The sequence below is a fragment of the Microbacterium sp. UBA1612 genome (genome assembly GCF_002321605.1).
Taxonomy (GTDB): domain Bacteria; phylum Actinomycetota; class Actinomycetes; order Actinomycetales; family Microbacteriaceae; genus Microbacterium; species Microbacterium luteum.
In genome coordinates, this window is the sequence record NZ_DCMW01000011.1 from 40,418 (window position 1) to 62,790 (window position 22,373).

19 protein-coding genes and 1 tRNA gene are annotated in these 22,373 nt (G+C 69.8%); 11 read left to right on the forward strand and 9 right to left on the reverse strand.

What is annotated here, in order from left to right; genetic code table 11:
• Positions 1–58: 58 nt before the first annotated feature.
• The 7 genes from B3S45_RS05005 (at position 59) to B3S45_RS05035 (ending at position 6,621) form a co-directional block, all read left to right on the forward strand.
• The gene (locus tag B3S45_RS05005; protein ID WP_286717727.1) at positions 59–1,687 is read left to right on the forward strand and encodes an ABC transporter permease subunit; all 1,629 of its coding nucleotides are present in this window, start codon (positions 59–61) and stop codon (positions 1,685–1,687) included.
• Positions 1,687–2,625, forward strand: coding sequence for a sugar ABC transporter permease (locus B3S45_RS05010; RefSeq protein WP_228480971.1), 939 nt, complete (start codon positions 1,687–1,689; stop codon positions 2,623–2,625). Before B3S45_RS05005 ends, B3S45_RS05010 begins: the two co-directional genes overlap by 1 nt.
• A gap of 63 nt (positions 2,626–2,688) precedes the next feature.
• Positions 2,689–2,760, forward strand: a tRNA-Gln gene (locus B3S45_RS05015).
• 1 nt (position 2,761) lies between these two features.
• On the forward strand, positions 2,762–4,213 hold the full coding sequence (glmU, locus tag B3S45_RS05020; RefSeq protein WP_194384933.1) for a bifunctional UDP-N-acetylglucosamine diphosphorylase/glucosamine-1-phosphate N-acetyltransferase GlmU: 1,452 nt from the start codon (positions 2,762–2,764) through the stop codon (positions 4,211–4,213).
• Positions 4,203–5,237, forward strand: coding sequence for a ribose-phosphate diphosphokinase (locus B3S45_RS05025; RefSeq protein WP_194384934.1), 1,035 nt, complete (start codon positions 4,203–4,205; stop codon positions 5,235–5,237). Before glmU ends, B3S45_RS05025 begins: the two co-directional genes overlap by 11 nt.
• A 96-nt stretch (positions 5,238–5,333) precedes the next feature.
• Entirely contained in the window at positions 5,334–5,756 is a 423-nt protein-coding gene (locus tag B3S45_RS05030) for a hypothetical protein (protein WP_194384935.1), read from the forward strand.
• Position 5,757: 1 nt separating this feature from the next.
• Entirely contained in the window at positions 5,758–6,621 is an 864-nt protein-coding gene (locus tag B3S45_RS05035; protein WP_336510687.1) for an FAD:protein FMN transferase, read from the forward strand.
• Here B3S45_RS05035 and B3S45_RS05040 read toward each other — a convergent pair.
• The 4 genes from B3S45_RS05040 to B3S45_RS05055 are packed head-to-tail and all read right to left on the reverse strand — an operon-like array spanning position 6,611 to position 10,864.
• On the reverse strand, positions 6,611–7,708 hold the full coding sequence (locus tag B3S45_RS05040; RefSeq protein ID WP_194384936.1) for a hypothetical protein: 1,098 nt from the start codon (positions 7,706–7,708) through the stop codon (positions 6,611–6,613). The genes B3S45_RS05035 and B3S45_RS05040 overlap by 11 nt on opposite strands.
• A complete protein-coding gene (locus B3S45_RS05045) occupies positions 7,705–8,937 on the reverse strand; it encodes a glycosyltransferase (RefSeq protein WP_286717730.1) in 1,233 nt (410 codons plus the stop codon). Before B3S45_RS05045 ends, B3S45_RS05040 begins: the two co-directional genes overlap by 4 nt.
• Entirely contained in the window at positions 8,937–9,869 is a 933-nt protein-coding gene (locus B3S45_RS05050) for an ATP-grasp domain-containing protein (RefSeq protein ID WP_194384938.1), read from the reverse strand. Before B3S45_RS05050 ends, B3S45_RS05045 begins: the two co-directional genes overlap by 1 nt.
• Complete coding sequence (locus B3S45_RS05055; protein ID WP_194384939.1) at positions 9,866–10,864, reverse strand: PIG-L deacetylase family protein; 999 nt, start codon at positions 10,862–10,864, stop codon at positions 9,866–9,868. The genes B3S45_RS05050 and B3S45_RS05055 overlap by 4 nt, the downstream gene beginning before the upstream one ends.
• A 253-nt stretch (positions 10,865–11,117) precedes the next feature.
• Between B3S45_RS05055 and B3S45_RS05060 the strand changes: the two genes are divergently transcribed.
• Positions 11,118–12,686 (forward strand): FAD-dependent oxidoreductase, encoded by a 1,569-nt coding sequence (locus B3S45_RS05060; protein WP_228480972.1) that lies wholly within the window; start codon positions 11,118–11,120, stop codon positions 12,684–12,686.
• A gap of 6 nt (positions 12,687–12,692) precedes the next feature.
• On the opposite strand, the gene B3S45_RS05065 is transcribed toward B3S45_RS05060, so the two are convergent.
• A complete protein-coding gene (locus tag B3S45_RS05065; RefSeq protein WP_071042846.1) occupies positions 12,693–14,237 on the reverse strand; it encodes a sensor histidine kinase in 1,545 nt (514 codons plus the stop codon).
• Positions 14,234–14,968 (reverse strand): response regulator transcription factor, encoded by a 735-nt coding sequence (locus B3S45_RS05070; protein WP_071043346.1) that lies wholly within the window; start codon positions 14,966–14,968, stop codon positions 14,234–14,236. The genes B3S45_RS05065 and B3S45_RS05070 overlap by 4 nt, the downstream gene beginning before the upstream one ends.
• 167 nt (positions 14,969–15,135) lie before the next feature.
• Between B3S45_RS05070 and B3S45_RS05075 the strand changes: the two genes are divergently transcribed.
• Both B3S45_RS05075 and B3S45_RS05080 read left to right on the forward strand, forming a co-directional pair.
• Positions 15,136–16,611, forward strand: coding sequence for an ABC transporter permease (locus B3S45_RS05075; RefSeq protein WP_194384940.1), 1,476 nt, complete (start codon positions 15,136–15,138; stop codon positions 16,609–16,611).
• Between the two features lie 58 nt (positions 16,612–16,669).
• Positions 16,670–17,395 carry an ABC transporter ATP-binding protein gene (locus tag B3S45_RS05080; RefSeq protein WP_194384941.1) on the forward strand — a complete coding sequence of 242 codons (726 nt, stop codon included), beginning with the start codon at positions 16,670–16,672 and terminating at the stop codon, positions 17,393–17,395.
• 23 nt (positions 17,396–17,418) lie between these two features.
• Here the strand turns inward: B3S45_RS05080 and B3S45_RS05085 are convergent, their stop codons facing one another.
• Both B3S45_RS05085 and gndA read right to left on the reverse strand, forming a co-directional pair.
• Complete coding sequence (locus tag B3S45_RS05085) at positions 17,419–18,414, reverse strand: NAD-dependent epimerase/dehydratase family protein (protein ID WP_194384942.1); 996 nt, start codon at positions 18,412–18,414, stop codon at positions 17,419–17,421.
• A gap of 53 nt (positions 18,415–18,467) precedes the next feature.
• The gene (gene gndA, locus B3S45_RS05090; protein ID WP_194384943.1) at positions 18,468–19,928 is read right to left on the reverse strand and encodes an NADP-dependent phosphogluconate dehydrogenase; all 1,461 of its coding nucleotides are present in this window, start codon (positions 19,926–19,928) and stop codon (positions 18,468–18,470) included.
• Between the two features lie 181 nt (positions 19,929–20,109).
• Here gndA and B3S45_RS05095 point away from each other — a divergent pair, with 181 nt between their 5' ends.
• Positions 20,110–21,531 carry a gluconokinase gene (locus B3S45_RS05095; protein WP_176759352.1) on the forward strand — a complete coding sequence of 474 codons (1,422 nt, stop codon included), beginning with the start codon at positions 20,110–20,112 and terminating at the stop codon, positions 21,529–21,531.
• 17 nt (positions 21,532–21,548) lie between these two features.
• Here the strand turns inward: B3S45_RS05095 and B3S45_RS05100 are convergent, their stop codons facing one another.
• Positions 21,549–22,247 (reverse strand): FadR/GntR family transcriptional regulator, encoded by a 699-nt coding sequence (locus B3S45_RS05100; protein WP_286717735.1) that lies wholly within the window; start codon positions 22,245–22,247, stop codon positions 21,549–21,551.
• Between the last annotated feature and the right edge of the window lie 126 nt (positions 22,248–22,373).

Below are 22,373 nucleotides of genomic sequence, written 5' to 3' on the forward strand. Positions count from 1 at the left end.
ACAGCCGATCCCACCACCGGTCGATTCCACAAGAGGCTCCGTCACGAGGAGGACGAGGATGTCGGTGCACCAACAGACGGGGGAGGCCGCCCCGCCCCAGGAGGAACAGCCGGACAAGCGGCCGCGCGACGCGCACGCACGGCGCTGGAACGGCCGGGGCTGGGGCTTCATCGTGAAGCTCGTCGTGATGATGATCGTCAACGCCGCGGGTCTCGCGGCGATCATCTCGGCGCTGCGGGTGGAGTCGTGGGTGATCCTGGCGGTGCTGGTCGTGCTCCTGGTCGCAGCGGACGTCGTGTACTTCTGGAAGCGCGCCATGCCGCTGAAGTACCTGCTGCCCGGGCTCGTCTTCCTCTTCGCCTTCCAGATCTTCATCTTCGGCTACACCGCCTACATCGCCTTCACGAACTACGGCACCGGCCACAACGTCACGCAGGATCAGGCGGTCGAGGCCGCCCTGATCCAGGGCGAGCGCCGGGTGGAGGGCTCGCCGACCTATCCGCTGGCTGTGGTCGAGCGCGGGCTCGGCGAGATCGGCTTCGCGATCAACGACGGCGGCGAGGTCCTCGTCGGCAGCGAGCTCGAGCCGCTCTCGGACACCGGAGCGACCGTCGCGGCCGGCGCTCCCACCGAAGTACCCGGCTGGACCCCCGTCGACCGATCGCGCCTGCTCAGCGACCAGGACCTGCAGCAGACCGTGGTCGATCTGCGTGTGCCGGTCTCCGACGATCCGAACGACGGCGCCATCCGCTCCCGCGACGGATCGAGCGGCGCGGTGTACCAATCGACCCTCGTGTGGGATGAACAGGCGCAGACCATCACCGACACGACGACGGGCACGGTCTACGACGCGACCGATGAGGGCAGCTTCGTCGCCGCCGACGGCAGCAGCCTTCCCACCGGGTGGTACGTCAACGTCGGACTCGACAACTTCCTCGAGCTCTTCACCGATCCCCGCCTCCTCGAGGCCCTGTCGATCGTGTTCGTGTGGACGCTCGTGTTCGCCACCCTCTCGGTCGTCCTCCCGTTCGGGCTCGGCCTGCTCTTCGCCCTCATCTACAACGATCCCCGGGTGCGGGGGCGCCGCGTGCTGCGCGCGATCTTCATCCTCCCGTACGCGTTCCCGATGTTCATGTCCGCGCTCGTGTATCGCGGCATGTTCAATGCGGAGTTCGGCATCATCAACGATCTGTTCTTCTTCGGCGCCGACATCAACTGGCTGGGCGACCCGTGGCTCGCCAAGATCGCGCTGCTGTGGCTGAACGTCTGGCTGAGCTATCCCTACTGGCTGCTGGTGTGCACGGGGGCGCTCCAGTCCATTCCGTCGGACGCCATCGAGGCCGCCGAGATCGACGGTGCCGGCAAGGTCCGCCGGTTCCGGTCGATCATCTTCCCGCTGCTGCTGGTCTCCACCGCGCCGCTGGCCATCTCGTCCTTCGCCGTCGGGTTCAACAACCTGCCGCTGGTCTACCTCTTCAACGAGGGTGGTCCATCCATTCCCGGAGCTCCGTATGCGCTCGGCAGCACGGACATCCTCATCACCGCGATCTACAGCATCTCGGGCGTCTCCGGCGGCGCCGCCGACTTCGGTCTCGCGAGCGCGCTGGCGATCGTCGTGTTCGTCCTCGTCGGGATCATCGCCGCGATCGCCTTCCGACAGACCCGCCGACTGGAGGAGTTCCAGTGATGTCCGAGAACCGTGTGATGCCCGAGGGGACCGTCCGCACCCGGACGGAGACCGAGTCGCTGATCGCCGTCGACCCGAGCCGCCGCGCGGTCCGTCGCAGGCGGTGGTTCGTCGACGTGGGCTGGAAGTACCTCTTCGCCCTCGTCGTCATCTTCTACGCGATCTTCCCGCTGCTGTACGCGCTGTCGGCGTCGCTCAATCCGCGGGGCAGCCTCTCCGCCGCGACCGCCCTGTTCAGCGAGTTCACGCTCGACAACTACCTCGCGCTGGGCGAGACGCGCTACTGGACGTGGATGGTGAACAGCCTCACCATCTCGGTGGCCGTCGCGATCGGATCGGTGCTCATGGGTGCGGCGGCGGCGTATGCGTTCTCGCGGTTCCGCTTCACGGGACGGCGCGTGAGCCTGTCCGCGCTCCTCATCATCCAGATGTTCCCGCAGGCGCTCGCCTTCATCGCGATCTTCCTGATGCTGCTCGCGATCGGCGAAGTCGTGCCCGCGCTCGGGCTCAACACCAAGCTCGGCCTGATCTGCGTCTACTTCGGCGGCGCGCTCGGCGCGAACACCTTCCTCATGTACGGGTTCTTCAACACCGTTCCGGTGTCGATCGACGAGTCGGCGAAGATCGACGGCGCCACCCACGCGCAGATCTACTGGCGTCTGATCTTCCCCCTCGTGGTCCCCGTTCTGGCGGTGGTCGCGATGCTCAGCTTCGTCGCCACCTTCAACGAGTTCGTCATCGCGCGTCTGGTGCTCAGCTCGCAGGACGAGTGGACGCTGGCCGTCGGGATGTACGGGTGGGTCTCCGACCTGCTGCAGTCCAACTGGGGACTGTTCACCGCCGGTGCGATCGTCGGGGCGATTCCGATCGTCGCCCTGGTGATCGCCCTGCAGCGCTGGATCGTCGGGGGCCTCACCTCGGGGGCGGTCAAGGGCTGAGCACCCGGCGGTTCCCCAGCGGAAAGGCTGGCAGACTGGGGGAGCGGCCCGAGACGGCCGCGGTCCGCCGTGGTGTAATGGCAGCACGACAGCCTTTGGAGCTGTGAGGTCTAGGTTCGAGTCCTGGCGGCGGAGCATGGTGAACACCGACACATCCCTGGCCGTCATCGTCCTCGCCGCCGGCCAGGGCACGCGGATGAGGTCGGCGACACCCAAGGTTCTGCACCGCATCGGCGGCCGCTCTCTCGTGGGCCACGTGCTCGCCACCGCGCAGGCCCTGCAGCCCGCGCGCGTGGTGACGGTGGTGCGCCACGAGCGGGACCTCGTCGCCGCCGAGATCGCCGAACAGGCCCCGGACGCGATCGTGGTCGACCAGGACGACGTGCCGGGCACGGGGCGCGCCGTCGAGGTCGCCCTCGACGCCCTCGCCGACTTCGACGGCGACGTCGTGGTCCTCAGCGGCGATGTTCCGCTGCTGCAGTCGGACACGCTCGCGGCGCTGGTCGCCGCCCACCGCGAGCGCGCCGCGGGGGTCACCGTCATGAGCGCGCTCCTCGATGACGCGACCGGATACGGTCGCGTCATCCGTGACGCGTCCGGCGACGTGCTGCGCATCGTCGAGCAGAAGGACGCCTCCGACGCCGAGTGCGGCGTCGGTGAGATCAACGCCGGCGTGTACGTGTTCCGCATCGACGCGCTGCGGGTGCACCTGGCCGAGATCGGCACCGACAACGCCCAGGGGGAGAAGTACCTCACCGACGTGATCGCCCTCGCCCGGGCCGCGCAGCGGCCGGTGGGCGCGGCGGTCGCGCCCGACACCGCGGCGGCGCTGGGGGTCAACGACCGTGTTCAGCTGTCGGAGGCCGCCCGTGCCCTCAACGCCCGCACCGTCCGGCGCTGGCAGCTCGAGGGCGTCACCGTGCTCGATCCTGCGACCACGTGGATCGACGTTGACGTCACGCTCGCCCCGGATGTCACCCTGCTCCCCGGAACGCAGGTGCTCCGTGCCACGACCGTGGGGGAGGGTGCGACCATCGGTCCCGACACCAGCCTCGTCGGCTGCGAGGTCGGTGCGGGCGCTACCGTGACCCGTACCGATGCGACGTTCGCCATCATCGGCGAGCGCGCGACCGTCGGACCGTTCGCGTACCTGCGGCCCGGCGCGGAGCTGGGTCGCAGCGGGAAGATCGGCACGTTCGTCGAGGTCAAGAACTCCACGATCGGCTCGGGCAGCAAGGTGCCGCACCTGTCGTACATCGGCGACACCGAGATCGGCGATCGCGTCAACCTCGGTGCGGGTGCGATCACCGCCAACTACGACGACCTCGCCAAGCACCGCACCGTCATCGGCGATGACGTGCACAGCGGCTCGCACAACGTCTTCGTCGCCCCCGTTAGAATCGGTGACGGCGCGAAGACCGGCGCGGGAGCCGTCATTCGCAAGGACGTGCCCTCGGGTGCCCTGGCGTTGAGCGTCGCCCCTCAGCGCAACGTCGAGGGGTGGGTCGAGAAGAACAGAGCGGGTACTGCGGCGGCGGAGGCGGCGGCGAGGTCCCGGTCGACACAGAAGGCGGACGATGGCGCGTAAGAAGAAGACGGTCGAGCTCGATCGGGAGCACGAGGTCGCACCCGGACTGGTCGCCAAGACCAAGAAGCGCCTGGTGGTGGCATCCGGCCGTTCTCACCACACGCTCGCCGAAGATGTGGCCACGGCCCTCGGCACCCAGCTGGTGCCCACCGAGTACCGCACCTTCGCCTCGGGGGAGATCCTGACCCGGTTCGAAGTCTCGATCCGCGGCTGCGACGTCTTCCTGGTGCAGTCCTTCGGTCCTCCGGTGAACGAGTGGATCATGGAGCTGCTCATCATGCTGGATGCGGCCAAGCGCGCATCCGCCAAGCGCATCACCGTCGTCGCGCCCTACTACCCGTATTCGCGCCAGGACAAGAAGGGACGCGGACGCGAGCCGATCAGCGGTCGCCTGGTCGCCGATCTGCTGAAGACCGCCGGCGCCGATCGCGTGATGAGCGTCGACCTCCACGCCGCCCAGATCCAGGGCTTCTTCGACGGCCCGGTCGACCATCTCTTCGCCAAGCCCGTGCTGCTGGAGTACTTCGAGCAGAACCTGTCGGGCGTCGATCGCTCGCAGCTCACCGTCGTCTCGCCCGACACCGGGCGCGTGCGCGTCGCGGACACCTGGTCGGACAGCCTCGGGGCGCCGTTGGCGATCATCCACAAGCGCCGCGACCCGAATGTCGCGAACCAGGTGACCGTCAATGAGATCGTCGGCGATGTCGAGGGGCGCGTGTGCCTGCTGGTCGACGACATGATCGACACCGGCGGCACGATCGTGAAGGCGGCCGAGGCGCTGAAGGCGAACGGAGCGCTCCGCGTGATCGTCGCGGCGACCCACGCGATCTTCAGCGACCCCGCGACGCAGCGGCTGCAGAGCGAGGCGATCGACGAGGTCGTCGTCACCGACACCGTGCCCATCCCCGACGACCGGCGCTTCCCGACGCTGACGGTGCTCCCCATCGCGCCGCTGCTGGCGCGGGCGATCCACGAGGTCTTCGAGGACGGCTCGGTCACGAGCATGTTCAACGGTGCCGCCTGAGCGCGATTCCCACAGGCCATTCATAGGCCGGCCAGACGCCGCGCCGTGGTGTCGCTGTCAGGGTGGAACCACGCCGCTCGATCCCCAGGAGATCTCATGACCGTCCGTGCCGTCACCCCCGTCCGTGTCACCGCCGCGAGCATCGGCGTGGTCGGCGCCGCCCTTCTGGCCGGTTGCTCGAGCGCGGGTGCCGACGCTGCGGGCTCCTCCGGAAGCGCCGCCCCCTACACCGACGGCACCTACACCGCCGAGGGATCCTATGCCACACCGGAGTCGGTGGAGGTGGTGACGGTCACCGTGACCCTGGAGGACGACGTCATCACGGCCGTCGAGGTGGTCGGCGACCCCACCAACGCCGAGTCGGAGCGCTACCAGTCCGAGTTCGTCGGCGGCATCGCCGCCGAGGTCGTCGGCAAGGACATCGACGACGTCTCGGTGACCCGGGTGGCCGGCTCGTCGCTGACCAGCGGCGGCTTCACGCAGGCCCTCGACCAGATCAAGGCCGACGCGGCGGCGTGAGGTGACCGTCGCACCCGCGATGTGGCGATTCGATGCCATCGGCGTGCCCTGGCGGGTCGAGACACCCGAACCGGTCCCGGGAGCCGACCGGGCGCGCGTCGGGCACCTCATCGAGGACTTCGACCGTTCCTGGTCCCGCTTCCGTGACGACTCGGTCGTCGCCGCTCTCGCTCGGGGTGCGGGCTCTGCTCCGGCGCCGGCGGACGCCGTGATGCTGCTCGACACGCTGTCCGCAGCGGCGGAGGCCACGGCAGACGCCGTGACGCCGCTCGCGGGAGACGCGCTGGAAGCCCTCGGCTACGACGCCGACCTCACGCTGCGTCCGGCCGGCGTCCACCCGGCGCTTCCGTGGCGCGAGGTGCTCTCGTGGACGAGACGGGAGATCACGCTCACCCGTCCGGCGACGATCGATGTCGGCGCGCTCGGCAAGGGGCGACTGGTGGATCTCGTGTTCCAGTCGTTGCATCACCTTGCCGGCCCGCTCGTGGTGGACGCCAGCGGCGACCTGCGCTCGCGGGGCGCGGTGGAGCGCGTCGGCCTCGAGCATCCGTACGACCCGGATCGGGTGATCGGCGTGTGGGAGTTTGAGGATGCGGCGCTGTGCGCCTCGGCGACGAACCGGCGTGCGTGGGGCGACGGGCTGCACCACGTGATCGACGGACGCACGGGAGAGCCGGTGCGAACGATCGTCGCGACCTGGGCGGTCGCCGACGACGCGATGACCGCGGATGCCGTCGCGACGGCCCTCTTCTTCGACGGAGGTCCACGCTTCGCCCACGACCGGGGCGTGGCGTGGGTGCGCATGACCACCGACGGTCGTGCCGAGTACTCCCCGGGGTGCGCGGCACGTCTGTTCACCGCGTGACAGCGGCCGCGATGGCGGCCCAGTGCGCCTCCGTCATCGACGACACCGGCGTGACGCCCGCGGGCATCCGTCCCTCGATCGCGGTCAGCGCGTCGCGCAGGTCGTCTGCGCTGAGCGTGCCGTCATCGTCCCAGAGTCCCACCGACAGCACCACGCGCATCGGGTCGACACCCGCTGAGGCGAGCTCGCGACCGACGAAGCCGACCTCGGCGGGCGCGCGATCCACCAGTCCGACGTAGCACCACAGGATCAGTCGATCCGCCACCGACAGCAGGGCGCGATAGTCGTGGCCGGAGTCGGCGCGTCCGGCGGCGGGGTCCTCCCAGTCGACACGCACATCCACCGCCAGTGCGACGTCGTGGCGATGCACCGCGTTCGCCACCCTCCCCACCAGCTCGGTGATCGCGTCGCTTCGCCATGCCGCGATCTCCCGGGCATCCGTGCGGATCCGTCCGTCCGCGGTCATCGGCCACGCGGTCAGCCCGGAATGCTCGCGGAAGGACGCGAGGTCGTCGGCCCCGAAGGTGTGATCGGCCAGCAGTTCCGTGATGGCGACCTCATCCGGACGGTACCGTTGCGCGATGTCCTCGGCGAGCGCGACGAGGTCTGCGCCCACGGGGCCTGCCCAGGCGGCGAGCGACGGGAAATCGTCGCTTCGTCGGCCGTCGGCCGTCGTTCCCGCGAGGTGCGGCGAAGCAGCGAGGAGCGCCGGAGCCAGCGCATCGATCGTGAGGGTCACCCGCCGCCCTCCGTCGGAGGTCCACGGCCGCAGCTGCTGGAGGGCCTCTTCGACGTAGTCCCGTCCGGACCGGATGACCTCCGAGGAGGGTTCGCCGACGAGGTCGGGGGGAAAGGCGAGCCAGTCGATGCGCCCCACCGCGAGCGAGACTTCGCCGACGTCCGCCTCTCGCAGGTGATCGACCAGGTCGGCCCAGTCGGTGTCGCCGACGAGCGTCTCGAAGCCGATCCCGATCGTCGTGACCACCGCGCGGTCGGCACCGGCGTCATCATCAGCCGGGGAAGGCGCGCAGGACGCGAGGAGGAAGGCGACCGAGAGGCCCGCGACTGCACGCGCACCGCCGCTCACGGCTCCGCTCCGACCGGACGCGGCGACCTGACGCCGGTGCGCACGAGTTTGTTCCACGCCGCCGGACGCCCTCGCGCCTCACCGGCGATGGCTGCCACCATGACGGCGCTCATCATCATCGAGTACGCCGGCCACAGCGGCAGGGCGTAGGCATGGCGCAGATCCGCCCAGGCGTCGTTGAGACAGACCGCGAGGAGGACCAGCGCTGCCGAGACCGGAAGGCCCAGCCACAGCAGCGCCCCCCAGATGTCGGCATCCACCCCCACCGCCCCCGTCATCAGGGTGATGGCCAGCAGGGGGAGGGCGGCCACCTGGACCACCGGCAGCACGACCGACGCGACCAGAAGCGGCGCGAGAGAGAGTCCGAAGAGTCCGTAGCGCGGACGCCCGATCAGGTCCGCGTGCACGCGCACCGTCTGCAGCAGCCCGCGCCCCCAGCGCACGCGCTGCCGCCAGAGCCCGCGAAGGGTGGACGGGGACTCGGCGTAGACCACCGCGCGGGGGGCGAACACGACACGTCCGTGCGCGCGGTGGATGCGCCAGGTGAGTTCGAGATCCTCCCCGATGCATCCGGCGCGCAGTGGACCCACCGCGTCGAGGATCGCGCGGCGGAAGGCGCCGGCGTTCCCGGAGACGACCGGCAGCACGCCGAAGAAGGACTGGGCTCGACGCATGAGTCCCGTTCCGACGTGCCCGATCACCGCGAGGAATCGCGTCTGCACGCGGTCGAGGTTGACGGGGCGATCGTCGCCGCACACCGCCGCGACCGTCGGATCGGCGAAGGGCCGGAGGAGCTCGGTGAAGGTCTGCGCCGTGAACACGCCGTCGGCGTCGACGAGGAGCACGATGCTGCCGCTGGTGCGTGCGATGCCGGCGTTCAGGGCCGCGGCCTTTCCCGCGTTCTCCTGCGTCATCGCGATGACCCCCGCGTACTCGCCCGCGAGCGCGCGCATCCGCGAGAACGTGCCGTCGGTCGAACCGTCGTCGACCAGCACGACCTCCAGGCCGGCCGGGGCATGGGCGATGATCGAGCGCACGCAGCCGTCGAGCACGACGCCCTCGTTGTAGGCCGGCACCACCACGCTCACCGACAGCGTCGGCGGCGGCGTCGTGGACCGGCGGACACGGTCACGGATCTCCTCGGCGATCGCGAACGGGGCGAGGAGGAGTCGCGCGACTGCGAACAGCATCCACGCGATCCCCGCGACGAGCATCACCGCCTCGATCATCAGGGCATCCCGTGCGCACGAAGCACCGATGACAGTACAGCCGGTGCGGCCGCGGACTGCGCGCCGAACCGCGCGTTCACCTCGAGGACGACGGGAAGGCCCGTGTCGTCGCGGCGGACATCGACATCGGCAGGGCCGGTCACCCCCAGGGCCGTGACCGCCGCCCACGCGATGTCTCCGACGTCGACCGCGCCCTCATCGACGACGCAGCTCACGGCGTTCCCGATCGTTCCGCCGCTCAACGCCGTCTTGCGCAGGACGACGACGGCGCCGTCATCCGCCCCGACGGGTCGATGGATCTGCACGCAGTACTCGGTGCCGGGAGCGAAGCGCTGGATGAGCGCCCCCGATGCCGGCCACGGATCGCTCGCGTGCCGCACGACCGAGACACCGCGCGCGCCGCGCGAGATCCGCGGCTTGAGCACGAGCGGGCCGCCGAGCACGCGCAGGGCCGATGCCGCGGTGTGGAATTCGCCCGCGTCGGCGAAGTCCGGAACGCCGACGCCGGCGCGTCGCAGGGTCTGCATCGTCAGGAGCTTGTCCGAGGCGAGGGCGACCGCGGCCGCCGACGCGATCACGACGGAGCGGCGTGGCGGCTCCGGTGGCAGGGCGGCTCCGGGGTGGCCGGGTATCGACGGTCGGACACCCGCCAGCAGGGGTGCCGCGACCGCGACGATCGGGAGCTCCTCCGACACCGTCGGGATCAACAGGTCGACCTCGTAGTACTCCAGCAGGTGGTGCAGCGTGGCGAGATACTCCGACGAGGTCGCGGGGGGAATGCGCAGCACGAGCCGGGCATCGGAGGAGGCGAGCTCCCGCATGTCCGCACCGATCGTGAAGACCGGATCGTCGGCGAACGCGAAGGGCCGCAGCTGCGCGGCCAGCGCTCGTCCGGCCGGTCCACCGACGCCCGTGAGCAGGACGGTCTTCACGGCTGCCTGCCGTCGACGGGCTCGAGCCGCGTCGATGCGGTGCGGATTTCGAGGGTCTCCGCGCGGTGCTCGGAGCGGACGATGCTCGGTGCGCGGTGGTCGCCCACGAGCATCCGCATCTGCTCGAATCCCTCGGCGAACTCCACGCGGCCCTGGCTGCCGCGGAAGGCGGCCATGCCGCGCAGCCGATCCGCTCCCATGTAGGGCTTGCCGGACTGGTCCCGGTGGCGATGCACGGCGGCGATCTTCGCCGGCAGGTGGGCGCTGATGTCGACGAAGGCGGTCGGCGAGAACTCGCTGGTCACCGAGGGGGATTCGAAGCACAGGATGGAGGTCGCACGGCGCGCGGCGCGCATGACCGCATCGTGCACAGCGGCGTGGTCCTGATGCGCATCGTGGTGCGAGTGGGTGATGATGATGTCGGGCTCGATGCGCCGGAGCGTGTCTTCGATGGCGAGCACCATCTCGTTCGCGTGTTCGGCCAGACACGTGTCGGGGTGGTCGAGGACGTCGATGTCGACGAGTCCCATCGCGTGAGCCCCGGCGACCGCCTCATGGATCCGTCGCTCGGCATCGCCGCCTCGCGACCCGTGGCTCATCACCAGGCCGTGAACGTGCGCGCCCTCGGAGGCCCACCTCGCCAGGGTCCCGCCGGCGGCCAGCTCGAGGTCATCCGGATGCGCGCCGATGGCGACGACCCGCAGCGGGGTCGCCGCTCCAGCTTCGGCGGTCACGCCGCGAATCCCCATGAGACCGAGGCCGACGAGGACCAGCGGCATCACGAGCGTCGCGCTGTGCAGTGCGACCGCGGCAGGGTCGCCCGCGCGGTCGGCGAGTTCGACGAGCAGGTTCAGAACGGCGATGACCAGCAGCGCAGCAGAGATGAGACAACCGCTTCGCGCTCGCTCCCGGTTCCGGTCGGAACCTCGGAGCGAGCATGCTCCGAGAACGATCACCGCACAGGAGGCGGCGACGACGGCATCGATGACGTGCATGGTGTGACCCCCAGCCCGCGGGGCCGTCTCCGGACGAACTCGCCGTCCGGGCCACTCCCCAGTGTCGCCCCGCAGGCTGACAGCATGCGTCCCGACGTGCGTCGAGACAACGGGTGGTGAGGCACCTGGGCGGATTCTTCACGATTTCTTCACGGATCCGGCGCTGTGCTTCGGGTGCTCTGGGATGTCTGCGACACGCGTGCGCCCGTCCACGGGGAGCCGGGACATGCGCCGGGAGAGTTAGCGTGGGGGAGTGATCGCCACGCTGACCTCGTTCTCGAACCGCGTGTTCGCGGTGCTCGGCCGCCTGTCGATGTATCGGGTGGTGTTCCTCGCGCTGGTCGGGCTGAGCGCCGTCGCCCTCGTGGTGTCCGTCTTCGGGCTCGTCGCGCCCGGGCCGCTCGAGCTGCTCGCGACGCTCGCCGTGCTGCTCCTGGTCAGTGCGGCGACGGATGCGATCGCCCACCGGGTGCTGCGGCTCCCGCTGCGGCTCGAGTCCGCGCTCATCACCTCGTTCATCCTGCTGTTCGTGCTGCGACCCACTCTCGATCCCGCGGCGCTCGCCGGCATCGCCCTCGCCGGGGTCGTCGCCTCGGCGTCGAAGTACCTGCTCGCGTGGCGGGGCCGTCACATCTTCAACCCCGCCGCCGTCGGGGCGACCGTCCTCACCCTCTTCGGCGCCGCCGTGCCGGCGCTCGGCGCGTCGTCGTGGTGGGTGGGCACGCCGGTGCTGGCCGCGCCGGTCATCCTCTTCGGACTGGCCGTGCTGTGGCGTACCGAGAAGGTGCGCGTGGTCGCGCTCTTCCTCGTCGTCGCCGTCGGCGTGGGCGTGCTGCGGACGGCGGTGCAGTACCAGCAGGCGGGCATCACCGTGGCAGGAGCGGAGATCGTGGGGCCGGTGATCTGGGCCTCGCCGTTCCTCTTCCTCGGCGCCTTCATGCTCTCCGAGCCGCTCACGCTGCCGCCTCGTCGCTGGCAGCAGCTGAGCGTGGCCGCCCTCGTGGGCGTTCTCGCCGGGTGGCCCATCGACCTCGGCGCGGTCAGCCTCGGGCAGGAACGCGCCCTCCTCATCGGGAACCTGCTCGCCTTCGCGTTCACGTTCCGCACAGCGGTGCGCCTGACGCTCATCGGCCGTCGCCACCTCACGCCCACGGTGCAGGAGCTGAGCTTCCGCGCCAAGCGACCGTTGCGATTCGACCCGGGCCAGTTCCTCGAGCTCGATGTTCCGCACCACCGGCCCGACGCGCGAGGAACCCGTCGCGAGTTCAGCATCGTCTCGGCGCCCGCCGACGCTCCCGAGGTTCGGGTCGCGTTCCGGGATGCGGTGACGGCGGGCAAGGCCCAGAGCAGCTACAAGAAAGCGCTCGCCGAGGTGACCGAGGGATCGTCGCTGGCTGTCACCGGCGTCTGGGGGGACTTCCTGCTCCCGTCCAGCACCACGAGCCCGGTGCTCATGGTGGCCGCTGGGATCGGCGTCACGCCGTTCGTCTCGCAGCTCCGGCAGGGGCGACTGACCGATCAGGATCGCGACGTCGTGCTCGTCTACGTCGCCGCAGAGGCGTCCGAACTGGTGTTCCGCGACGAGATCGAGGCGTCCGGCGTTCCCGTGATCGTCTTCACCCGCGACGAACCGGACCAGCTGCCGTCGCACTGGCGCTGGGCGCGCGGAGTGCGACTGGATGCCGACGGCCTGCTGCGGGTCGTGCCAGACATCGCGATGCGCCATGCCTACATCTCGGGTCCGCCACGACTGATCGCGGATCTTGCGCCCGCGCTCGATAAGGCGCGGTCGATCACGACCGACGCCTTCTCGGGCTACTGACTCGGGCTACTGAACCGACACGTCGGAATCGACGGCGCGATCCGCCGGAGCGGCCGCGGGGTCCGCGGGACGTGCGGGGATCCGCACCTCGAACGTGGTGTCGCCGGGCTCGCTCTGCACCGAGAGCCTGCCGCCGTGCGCGGCCACGATCGCCTTGGCGATCGACAGGCCCAGTCCCGTTCCGCCGCTCTTGCGGGCGCGGGAACGGTCGGCGCGGGAGAACCGCTCGAACAGCTCGTCGGCGATCGAGGGATCGACACCCGGGCCGTCGTCGTGCACGCGCAGCACCGCGTCGCCGTCCTCCCGGCTCACGCTCACGGTCACCTCGGTCCCGGCGGGGGTGTGGGTGCGGGCGTTGGCGAGCAGGTTCGCCGCCACCTGATGCAGGCGGGTGGCGTCTCCGGCGACGTAGAGCGACTCGTCCGGAACATCGAGGATCCACTCGTGCTCGGGTCCGGCCGGCCGCGCGTCGGCCACCGACTCCACCGCGACCTGGGTCAGATCGATCGGACTGTAGACGAGCTCCTGTCCCTCATCGAGCCGGGCCAGCAGCAGAAGGTCCTCCACGAGGTCGGTCATCCGCACCGACTGCGCCTGGATCCGCTCGAGGGACTGCTCGGTGGTCTCCGCGGCCTGCGGCGAGTCCGGATGGGCGCGCAGGGCTCGCAGCGACAGCTCCGAGAAGCCTCGGATCGAGGCCAGCGGGGTGCGCAGCTCGTGACTGGCGTCGGCGACGAACGACCGCATCCGCTCCTCGTTCCGCTGACGGGCGTCGAGGGAGGAGTCCACGTGGTCCAGGAGCGTGTTCAGCGCGTGGCCGACCCGGCCGATCTCGGTGTTCTCGTCGGTCTGATCCTCGGGCACCCGCTCGGTGATGGACACCTCGCCCTCGGCCAGCGGCTGGCTCGCGACGCGTGTCGCCGTCGCGGCGACGGCGCGCAGCGGCGCCAGAGAGCGGCGCACGATCCACGCCACGATCACGGCGAGGAGGACGAGTCCTCCGGTGGTCATGAGCACGACCGACGTGATGATCGGGGTGACCGTCTGCTGCACACCCGACTCCGGCATCCCCGCGTATGCGACGTAGCCGAGCGACTGATACGGGAACATCCGGTAGTCGCCGAGCCCGTCGATCGACACGGTCGTGTAATCGGGCGTCGTGACTCCGAGGAGGATGTCCTCGACCTGCTGCGCGGTGAGCACCACGATCTCTCCCGGGCCCGCGACGTATGCGCCGGTCTGGGTGCCGTCGATCCCGCCCCGCAGCACGAGGACCGTTCCCTGTGGCTGATTCCCGGCTTGAAGGACCTCCGACGCCGTGACCTGCTGCTCATCGCGCGGCACCTTGAGGTCGAGCAGGGTCCCCGCCGTCTGCTGGGCGGCGGTCTGCACCTGTGCGTTGAGGTTGTCCTGCAGCACGCGACCGAGGACGGCGCTCGTGGCGATCGCCACCATCACGAGGATGAGCGCCACGACGGCCACGATCGCGGTGATCAGGCGCGCCTGCAGGCTCCACCGGCGGCGGCCGCGCACCGAGGGACGTGAGGTCACTGCGGCGCCTTGATCATGTAGCCGACGCCGCGGACGGTGTGGATGAGCGGCTCGCGTCCGGCGTCGAGCTTCTTGCGCAGGTAGGAGATGTAGAGCTCGACGACGCTGGAGCGCCCGCCGAAATCGTAGTTCCAGACCCGATCGAGGATCTGGGCCTTGGACACCACCCGACGCTGGTTGCGCATGAGGAAGCGCAGCAGTTCGAACTCCGTCGCTGTCAGTTCGATCTCGTCGGCGCCGCGCATGACCTCGTGGCTGTCCTCGTTCAGCGACAGGTCGCCGACGCGGAGGATCGGCTCGGCCTCCGCCGACAGCGCCGTTCCCGCGCGCCGCATCAGCCCGCGCAGACGCGCGACCACCTCCTCCAGGCTGAACGGCTTGGTCACGTAGTCATCGCCCCCGGCGGTCAACCCCGCCACACGGTCGCTGACGGCATCCTTCGCGGTGAGGAAGAGCACAGGGACGTCATTGCCCGACTGGCGCAGCCGCTGCAGCACCGCCATCCCGTCGAGGTCGGGCATCATGATGTCCAGCACGAGTGCGTCCGGCGCGAAGTCCCGTGTCTCCTGGAGCGCCTGCAGACCCGACGCCGCCGTGCGCACATCCCATCCCTCCATGCGCAGCGCCATCGACAGCAGGTCCGTCAGCATCTGCTCGTCGTCGACGACGAGAACGCGCAAGGGCGATCCGTCAGGGCGGGTGAGGGCGTTCGCGGAGATCGGGGTGGTCATGACACCCATTGTGGAGATCAAGCTATGCGATTCCTATGGCGAGTTCTATGCGGATGCTGTGAAATGCCGAGACGACGATCCATAACGACCTCATAACCCGCGCAACGGACCGTCATCAGGACGGCTCATAGTCTCGCCACGGCGGACGGACCGCCGAGAGGAGACCCATGTACGCAAGGTACCTGCGGCGGGAGCTGGCCGGCCGCAAGAAGCAGACGGTGATCGTGGCCTCGGGCCTTGCGATCGCGATCGCCCTCGTGATGATCGTGAACTCGCTGGCGGCTGGAGTACGCGACGCCCAGGCTCAGGCGCTCGAGTCGGTCTACGGCGTCGGCACGGATCTGACCGTGACCGGCGCGCAGGCGGAGCCGGGCGAAGGGACCCGCGGTCAGCAGTTCGACTTCGACGAGGATGCCGGGGCGACCGACGAGGAGGGCACGACCTCGATCGAGCAGTCGCAGCTGACGACGGAGATGTTCCGCTCGACGCTGGATGCGTCTGTGCTCGACACGGTACTCGCAGCCGACGGCGTCGAGGCCGCGACCGGCACCCTGAGCCTGACGAACACGACGTTCTCCGGCGAAGTCGGCCAGGCGCCCGCCGAGAGCCCCGCCGCCGAGGAGGGCACGGCCCAGGCTCCGCCCGAAGGCGGCGCGGGCGGCGGCGGATTCGGAGGCGGCGCCTTCGGCCTGGACTCCTTCACGGTCATGGGCATCGAGCCGGATGCGGCCGCCATCGGGCCGCTCTCGTCGGTCACCGTCACCGACGGCCGCGCACTGGAGTCCGCGGATGCAGGCGCCGCTGTGGCCGTCATCGACGCCAGCTATGCGACCACGGCGGAACTCGCCGTCGGCGACACGATGGAGATCGCCGGTGAGGAGTTCGAGGTCGTCGGCGTGGTCGCATCCACCTCCGACGAGGCCGACACCGCCGCCAACGCGTACATCCCTCTCGATGTCGCGCAGGATCTCTCGGGCGTCGGAGACGTGCTCTCGACCGTGTACGTGCAGGCGTCGTCATCGGATGGGATCAGTGCCGTGCAGGCCGAGATCGAAGAGGCGCTCCCGGATGCGACCGTCAGCTCGCAGTCCGACCTCGCATCGACCGTGTCGGGCTCCCTCTCGAGCGCGTCCGCCCTCATCACGAACCTCGGCACGTGGCTGTCGGTGATCGTTCTGGCCGTCGCCCTCGCCCTCGCGGTGCTGTTCACCATCTCGGGCGTGAGCCGGCGCACACGGGAATTCGGCACGCTCAAGGCCATCGGCTGGTCCAACGGGCGTGTCGTCGGCCAGGTCGCGGGGGAGTCTGTGGTGCAGAGCCTCATCGGCGGTGCCGCGGGTCTCGTGGTCGGGCTCCTCGGCATCGGGATCATCAACATCGTCTCGCCCACGATCTCCACCACTGCCGGGGCCACCGCGGCCGCAGGACCCGGGGGTGCAGCCGGGGGAGGTCCCGGCGGCCAGGCGTTCGGTCAGGCCGCGGCGCAGACCGCGACCGAGATCGTGCTGCAGGCGCCGGTCACGCTGTGGGTCGTCGGTGCCGCCATCGGTCTGGCGATCATCGGCGGACTGCTGGCGGGCGCGTTCGGCGGCTGGCGCGCGGCGCGCCTCAGCCCGGCCGAGGCGCTGAGGTCTGTCGGATGACCCCCGCCCGGCCCCACTGGTCGCACATCTCGCATCGACCCCTGAACGGAGAGCCCTCATGACCATGATCGACACCGACGCGGACACCGCACCGGACGCCGTCCCCGCCGTGCTCTACCGCCTGACGGACGTGAGGCGCACGTACCAGCAGAAGGGGCGGATCGTGAAGGCCCTCACCGGTGTCGACCTCGAGATCGCGACGGGTGATTTCGTCACGATCCAGGGGCCGACCGGCGGGGGGAAGTCCACGCTGCTCCAGGTGCTCGGTGCCCTGGACAAGCCGACGTCGGGTCGCGTTCTCCTGGGAGACCTCGACATCGCCGCTGCTTCGCGCGGAGAGCTCGAGAGTCTGCGGGCGCGCGAGATCGGCTTCGTCTTCCAGGGGTTCAACCTGATCCCGACGCTGACAGCGGCCGAGAACGTCGACATGGCACTCGAGCCGCTGTCGGTGCCGAAGGCGGAGCGTGCCGAACGCGTGGCCGAGGCGCTCGGGCAGGTCGGGCTCGCCGAGCGCGCGGATCACCGGCCGTCGGAGCTCTCCGGGGGCCAGCAGCAGCGCGTGGCGATCGCGCGTGCGATCGTGAAGCGCCCGAGGGTCCTCCTCGCCGACGAGCCCACCGGCAACCTCGACGAGAGCATGCGCGACGAGATCCTCTCTCTCCTGGAGCGCCTGAACGCGGACGGGCTGACGCTCATCGCCGTCACGCACGACTCCGCGGTCGCACGACGGGCACGGCGCCGGTTGCGCCTCGCGAAGGGAGTCGTGACCGACATCACCCGGTGACGGCGGCCATGCGGCCGGGGCGATCAGACCCCGGCCGCATCGGCATGCGCGATCATGCGATCGAACAGCGCATCGAGGTCCGCGTCGACGCGCCGGCGCTCGGGATGTGCGTCGTGGAAGGCGATCATGCGCCGTGCGCCCTCGTCGAAGGTCACCCTTGTGCGGAACTCCGGCACGAGGGCCGTGACCTTCGCGGAGTCGAAGACCATCGCATGAGCCTTGTCGCCCAGGAGAGTGGGGCCGAGGTCGGGTGACCACCGTGCGATCGTCTCGCTGGCCACGTGCACGAATCGCGGGTCGGCGACGCCGGCCGCCTCCGCGAGCCATCCGTAGATGTCGTTCCACGTCGGTGCGTGGGTGCCGGTGATCGTGAAGGAGTCACCGATCGCCGCCGGGTGACCGAGAAGACCGGTGAACGCCACGGCGAAGTCGTCGGCGTGGGTGATGGTCCACGGCGTGGTGCCGTCGCCGTGGATGACCACCGGCTTGCCGGCGCGCATCCGGGCGATGTCGGTCCATCCGGCCAGGGTCGGCAGGAGCGTGTCGTCGTAGGTGTGCGACGGTCGCACGATGGTCATCGGCAGTCCGTCGCGCCGCGAGCGCTGCACGAGCAGATCTTCGCACGCGATCTTGTCGCGCGAGTACTGCCAGTACGGGTTGTGAAGGGGCGTGGACTCGGTCACCGGGAGTCGACGCGGCGGCTTCTGGTAGGCGGAGGCCGAGCTGATGAAGATGTACTGAGCGGGCGATCCGACGGCGGAGAGGGTCGTCTCGACGTGGTCGGGGATGAAGGAGAGGAAGTCGGCGACGACGTCGAACCGGTCGCCTCCGATCGCCCCTCTCACGGCGTCACCGTCGCGCACGTCGGCCGTCAGCTCACGGACGCCCTCGGGAAGAGGCCGGGAGCGGCTGCCGCGATTGAGGACGGCGACGTCGTGGCCGGCGGCGACCGCGGCACGCACGCACGCGGTGCTGATGACGCCGGAGCCGCCGAGGAACAGGATGCGCAGAGAGCTCATGCTCCCCGACCCTAGACCTCGGCTGCTCCGGCGATCGCGGGGCTTGACCGGCCTCAGTGGGTGTCTTCGGCCTCGATCTCCGTGCGGTCGCCCGACCACAGGGTGTGGAAGGTGCCTTCCTTGTCGACGCGCTTGTACGTGTGGGCGCCGAAGAAGTCGCGCTGTCCCTGGATGAGGGCGGCGGGGAGCCGATCCGCGCGCAGCCCGTCGTAGTACGCCAGCGACGACGAGAACGCCGGCGCGGGGATTCCTACCCTCGCGGAGGTCGCGACGACTTCGCGCCACGCCGTCTGCGCGCGCTGCAGAGCCTCGACGAAGTACGGCGCCGTCAGCAGCACGGGCAGGTCGGCCTCGGTGTCGTAGGCCTCGGCGATGCGGTTGAGGAACTGAGCGCGGATGATGCAGCCGCCGCGCCAGATCTTCGACACCGCACCCAGGTCGATGTTCCAGTCGTACTCCGCCGCGCCGGCGCGGATCTCGTCGAAGCCCTGCGAGTAGGCGACGATCTTGGACGCGTAGAGGGCGAGTCGGATCTTCTCGATGAACGCGTCGGGGTCTTCGACGGTCCAGGACTGCTGCGCGTCGTCGGCAGGCCCCGGCAGGTCGCGGGAGACCTCGCGCTGCTCGGGGTGGCTGGACAGCGAGCGCGCGAAGGTGGCTTCGGCGATGCCGGAGACCGGCACGCCGAGGGAGAGGGCCGTCTGCACGGTCCAGGCTCCGGTGCCCTTGGCACCCGCCTGGTCGAGGATGACATCGACGAGGGGCTTTCCGGTGTCGGCGTCGACCTGACGGAGCACCTCGGCGGTGATCTCTATGAGGTACGACTCCAGTTCGCCGCGGTTCCATTCCGCGAAGACATCGGCGATCTCGGCGGGGGTCTTGCCGGTGCCGCGTCGGATGAGGTCATAGGCCTCGGCGATCAGCTGCATGTCGGCGTACTCGATGCCGTTGTGCACCATCTTCACGAAGTGGCCGGCGCCGTTGTGTCCGACGTGCGTGACGCAGGGCTCGCCTTCGGCGACCGCGGCGATGGAGGTCAGGATCGGCCCCAGGGTGACCCACGACTCGTCGGAGCCGCCGGGCATGATCGAGGGCCCGAGGAGTGCGCCCTCCTCACCGCCGGACACGCCCATCCCGACGAAGTTGATGCCTGTCTCGCGCACGGCCTTCTCACGGCGGATGGTGTCGGTGAACAGCGCATTGCCGCCGTCGACGATGATGTCGCCGGGTTCGAAGACCTCGACGAGCGACTCGATCACCGCGTCGGTCGGCCTTCCGGCCTTGACCATGATGATCGCCGCACGCGGCTTCTGCAGCGACGCGGCGAACTCCTCGTAGGAGAACGCGGGGACGAAGCCGGCTTCGGGGTGCTCGGCGACGAGCTCGTCGGTCTTGGCCCGAGAGCGGTTGTACACCGCCACCGTGTTTCCTTCGCGGCTGGCGAGGTTGCGGGCCAGATTCGAGCCCATCACCGCCAGACCGACCACGCCGATGTTCGCTGAGTTCTCGCTCACGCGCGCTCCTTCTTGATCCGCTCGTCGGGTCGCCCGCGAGCCGCCGAGCGGCGTCCGGGCCGCTATACAGCCTAGGGTGTGGGTGCAACCGATACGATCGAATAAATCATATTATTGAGTGCGGGGCGACCGATGCCCCGGAAGTCACAGACGACGGACCTGGAACATGATCATTCTCGCGTTGGAATCAAGCACCACCTCGGCCAAGACGCTCCTGTTCGACTCCGAGACCGGTCACACCTCGGTGCGCAGTCGGCGCTTCGAGGTGCCGGGGCCCGACACCTCGGTCCGCGATCCCGACGCGATCTACACCCAGCTGATGGCCCTGGGTCGAGAAGCGGCTGCCGGCGTCGCGGTGGACCTCATCGTGCTCAGCGGCACCTGGCACGGCCTCACGCTTGTCGATGACGACCTGCGCGTGATCACCCCCGTGCGGGAGTGGCCCGACACGAGCGCTCAGGACCTGTCTGCGCGAGAGCGACGTGACGCCGATTTCACCTGGTGGTTCTACGAGCGCACCGGCTGCATGGTCAACGCGATCTATCCTGCGTTCAAGCTCGCATGGCTGTCGGAGCAGGGGGTCTCGCTCGACGGTCGACTCGCGCTGGACCAGGCCTCGCTGAACTTCGCCCGGATGACCGGGGAGGCATCGACCAACGTCTCCCTCGCGTCCGGCACGGGAATGCTCGGTGCCGACAGCCTGGAGTGGGACGCGGAGGTCCTCGACCGGCTCGGCATCGCCGATGTGCGCCTGCCGGCCCTGCGCGGCGCCGGCCACACCGTGCCGCTCTCGCGCGACGCGGCCGTGCTCCTCGGGCTTCGGGCCGGTATCCCGGTGCTCACGCCCGGGCCGGACGGCGGCCTCAGCCAGGTCGGGGACCGGGCCACCGAACCCGGGGACATGACGTTCTCGATGGGAACCAGCGGTGCCCTCAGGTTCGCGACGCGGCATCCCTCGTTCTCGCCGGCGATGAGCACGTGGTCGTACCGATCTCCGCTCGGCGCGCTGAGCGGGGCTGCGACCTCGGGATGCGGAAACTGCGTGGACTGGGCCAGGGAGCGGCTGTTCGGGCTGACGACCGACTACTCCGAGATCGAGCCGCTCCTGTCTGCGGACAAGACCGAGCTGCCCGTGTTCCTGCCGTTCCTGTTCGGCGAGCGCAGTCCGGGATGGCAGGACCAGCGCCGCGGCGGCTTCCTCGACCTGAAGCCCACCCACAGCCGCGCCGACATGTACCAGGGCGTGCTCGAGGGGATCGTCTTCTCGCTCTACCACTGCTTCAAGGAGCTCACCGCTCTGAACGGCATGCCCCGGCGCATCGTCCTGTCGGGGGGCGTGCTGTCGTCGCCGTTCTGGACCCAGCTGGTCGCCGACGTCTTCGGTGCCGAGATGGAGGTCTCGGCTCTCCAGCACAGCTCGGTCGTCGGCGCGGTCCGCATGGGACTGCTCGCGAGCGGCCTGCCGTCGGAGCACGCCGCCTTCGACGACGCCGCTCCGGGGCATGTGACGCCGCGCTCCGAGCGGAAGGCCCACTACGACGCGGAGTTCGGGCGGTATCTCGATCACTACTCGCAGACCCGTCCGGGATCGGATGCGACGTGACGGCCCGCTGAGCGCCGTCAGCCCGACTCGCCCCTGACCTCGCCCAGCACCGTGTCGACATAGCGCCGCGTGTGGTGCTCCGCGGCGGCGGCGTCGCCGCGCGCGATGGCCGCTGCCGTCTGCGCGTGATTGTGCAGCGCCTCGTGCTCGGGCGTCGCGGGAGTGAGACCGACGCGGGATCTCCCGGCGATGACTTCGGCGATCGGCTTCTTCACCGCGGCGAGCATGAGGTTGCCGCTGGCATCGAGGATGAGGTCGTGGAAGGCGATGTCCGCGGCGAGGTACTCCTCCGTGTCTCCGCGGCCCTGCGCGCCGAGCTCCTCGAGGAGCGTCGAGAGACGAACGATCTCCGAGCGCTGCACGTCGCTCGCACGTGACGCGGCCAGTCGTGCCGCGATGGGCTCGATCGCGGCACGGAGCTCGGTGACGACGACCAGCTGCTGCGCTCGTCGAGGGCCGGCCAGCTGCCAGGCGATCAGGCGCGGGTCCAGCGCGCTCCACGCTGTCGCCGGCTGCACGGTGACGCCGACGCGCCGACGCGAGGCGACCATCCCCATGGCCTCCAGCACGCGCACGGCCTCCCGGATGACCGTGCGGGAGACCCCGTACTCATCCTCGAGACCGGCGGCGGTCAGGACCTGCCCGGACGTCAGCTCGCCCGCGGCGATGCGGACGCCGAGGTCGTCGAGCACGTTCGTGTGCGAGGCCTGCGCCACGGCGACTCCAATAAATACGATCTTCTGGTGGTAATAATACGATCTTTGTGTAAGGATCGGGTGTCCTCGCGATGACTTGCGGAGGACGCTCGCATAGTACACGCGGACACCGCACGACTTCGTCGG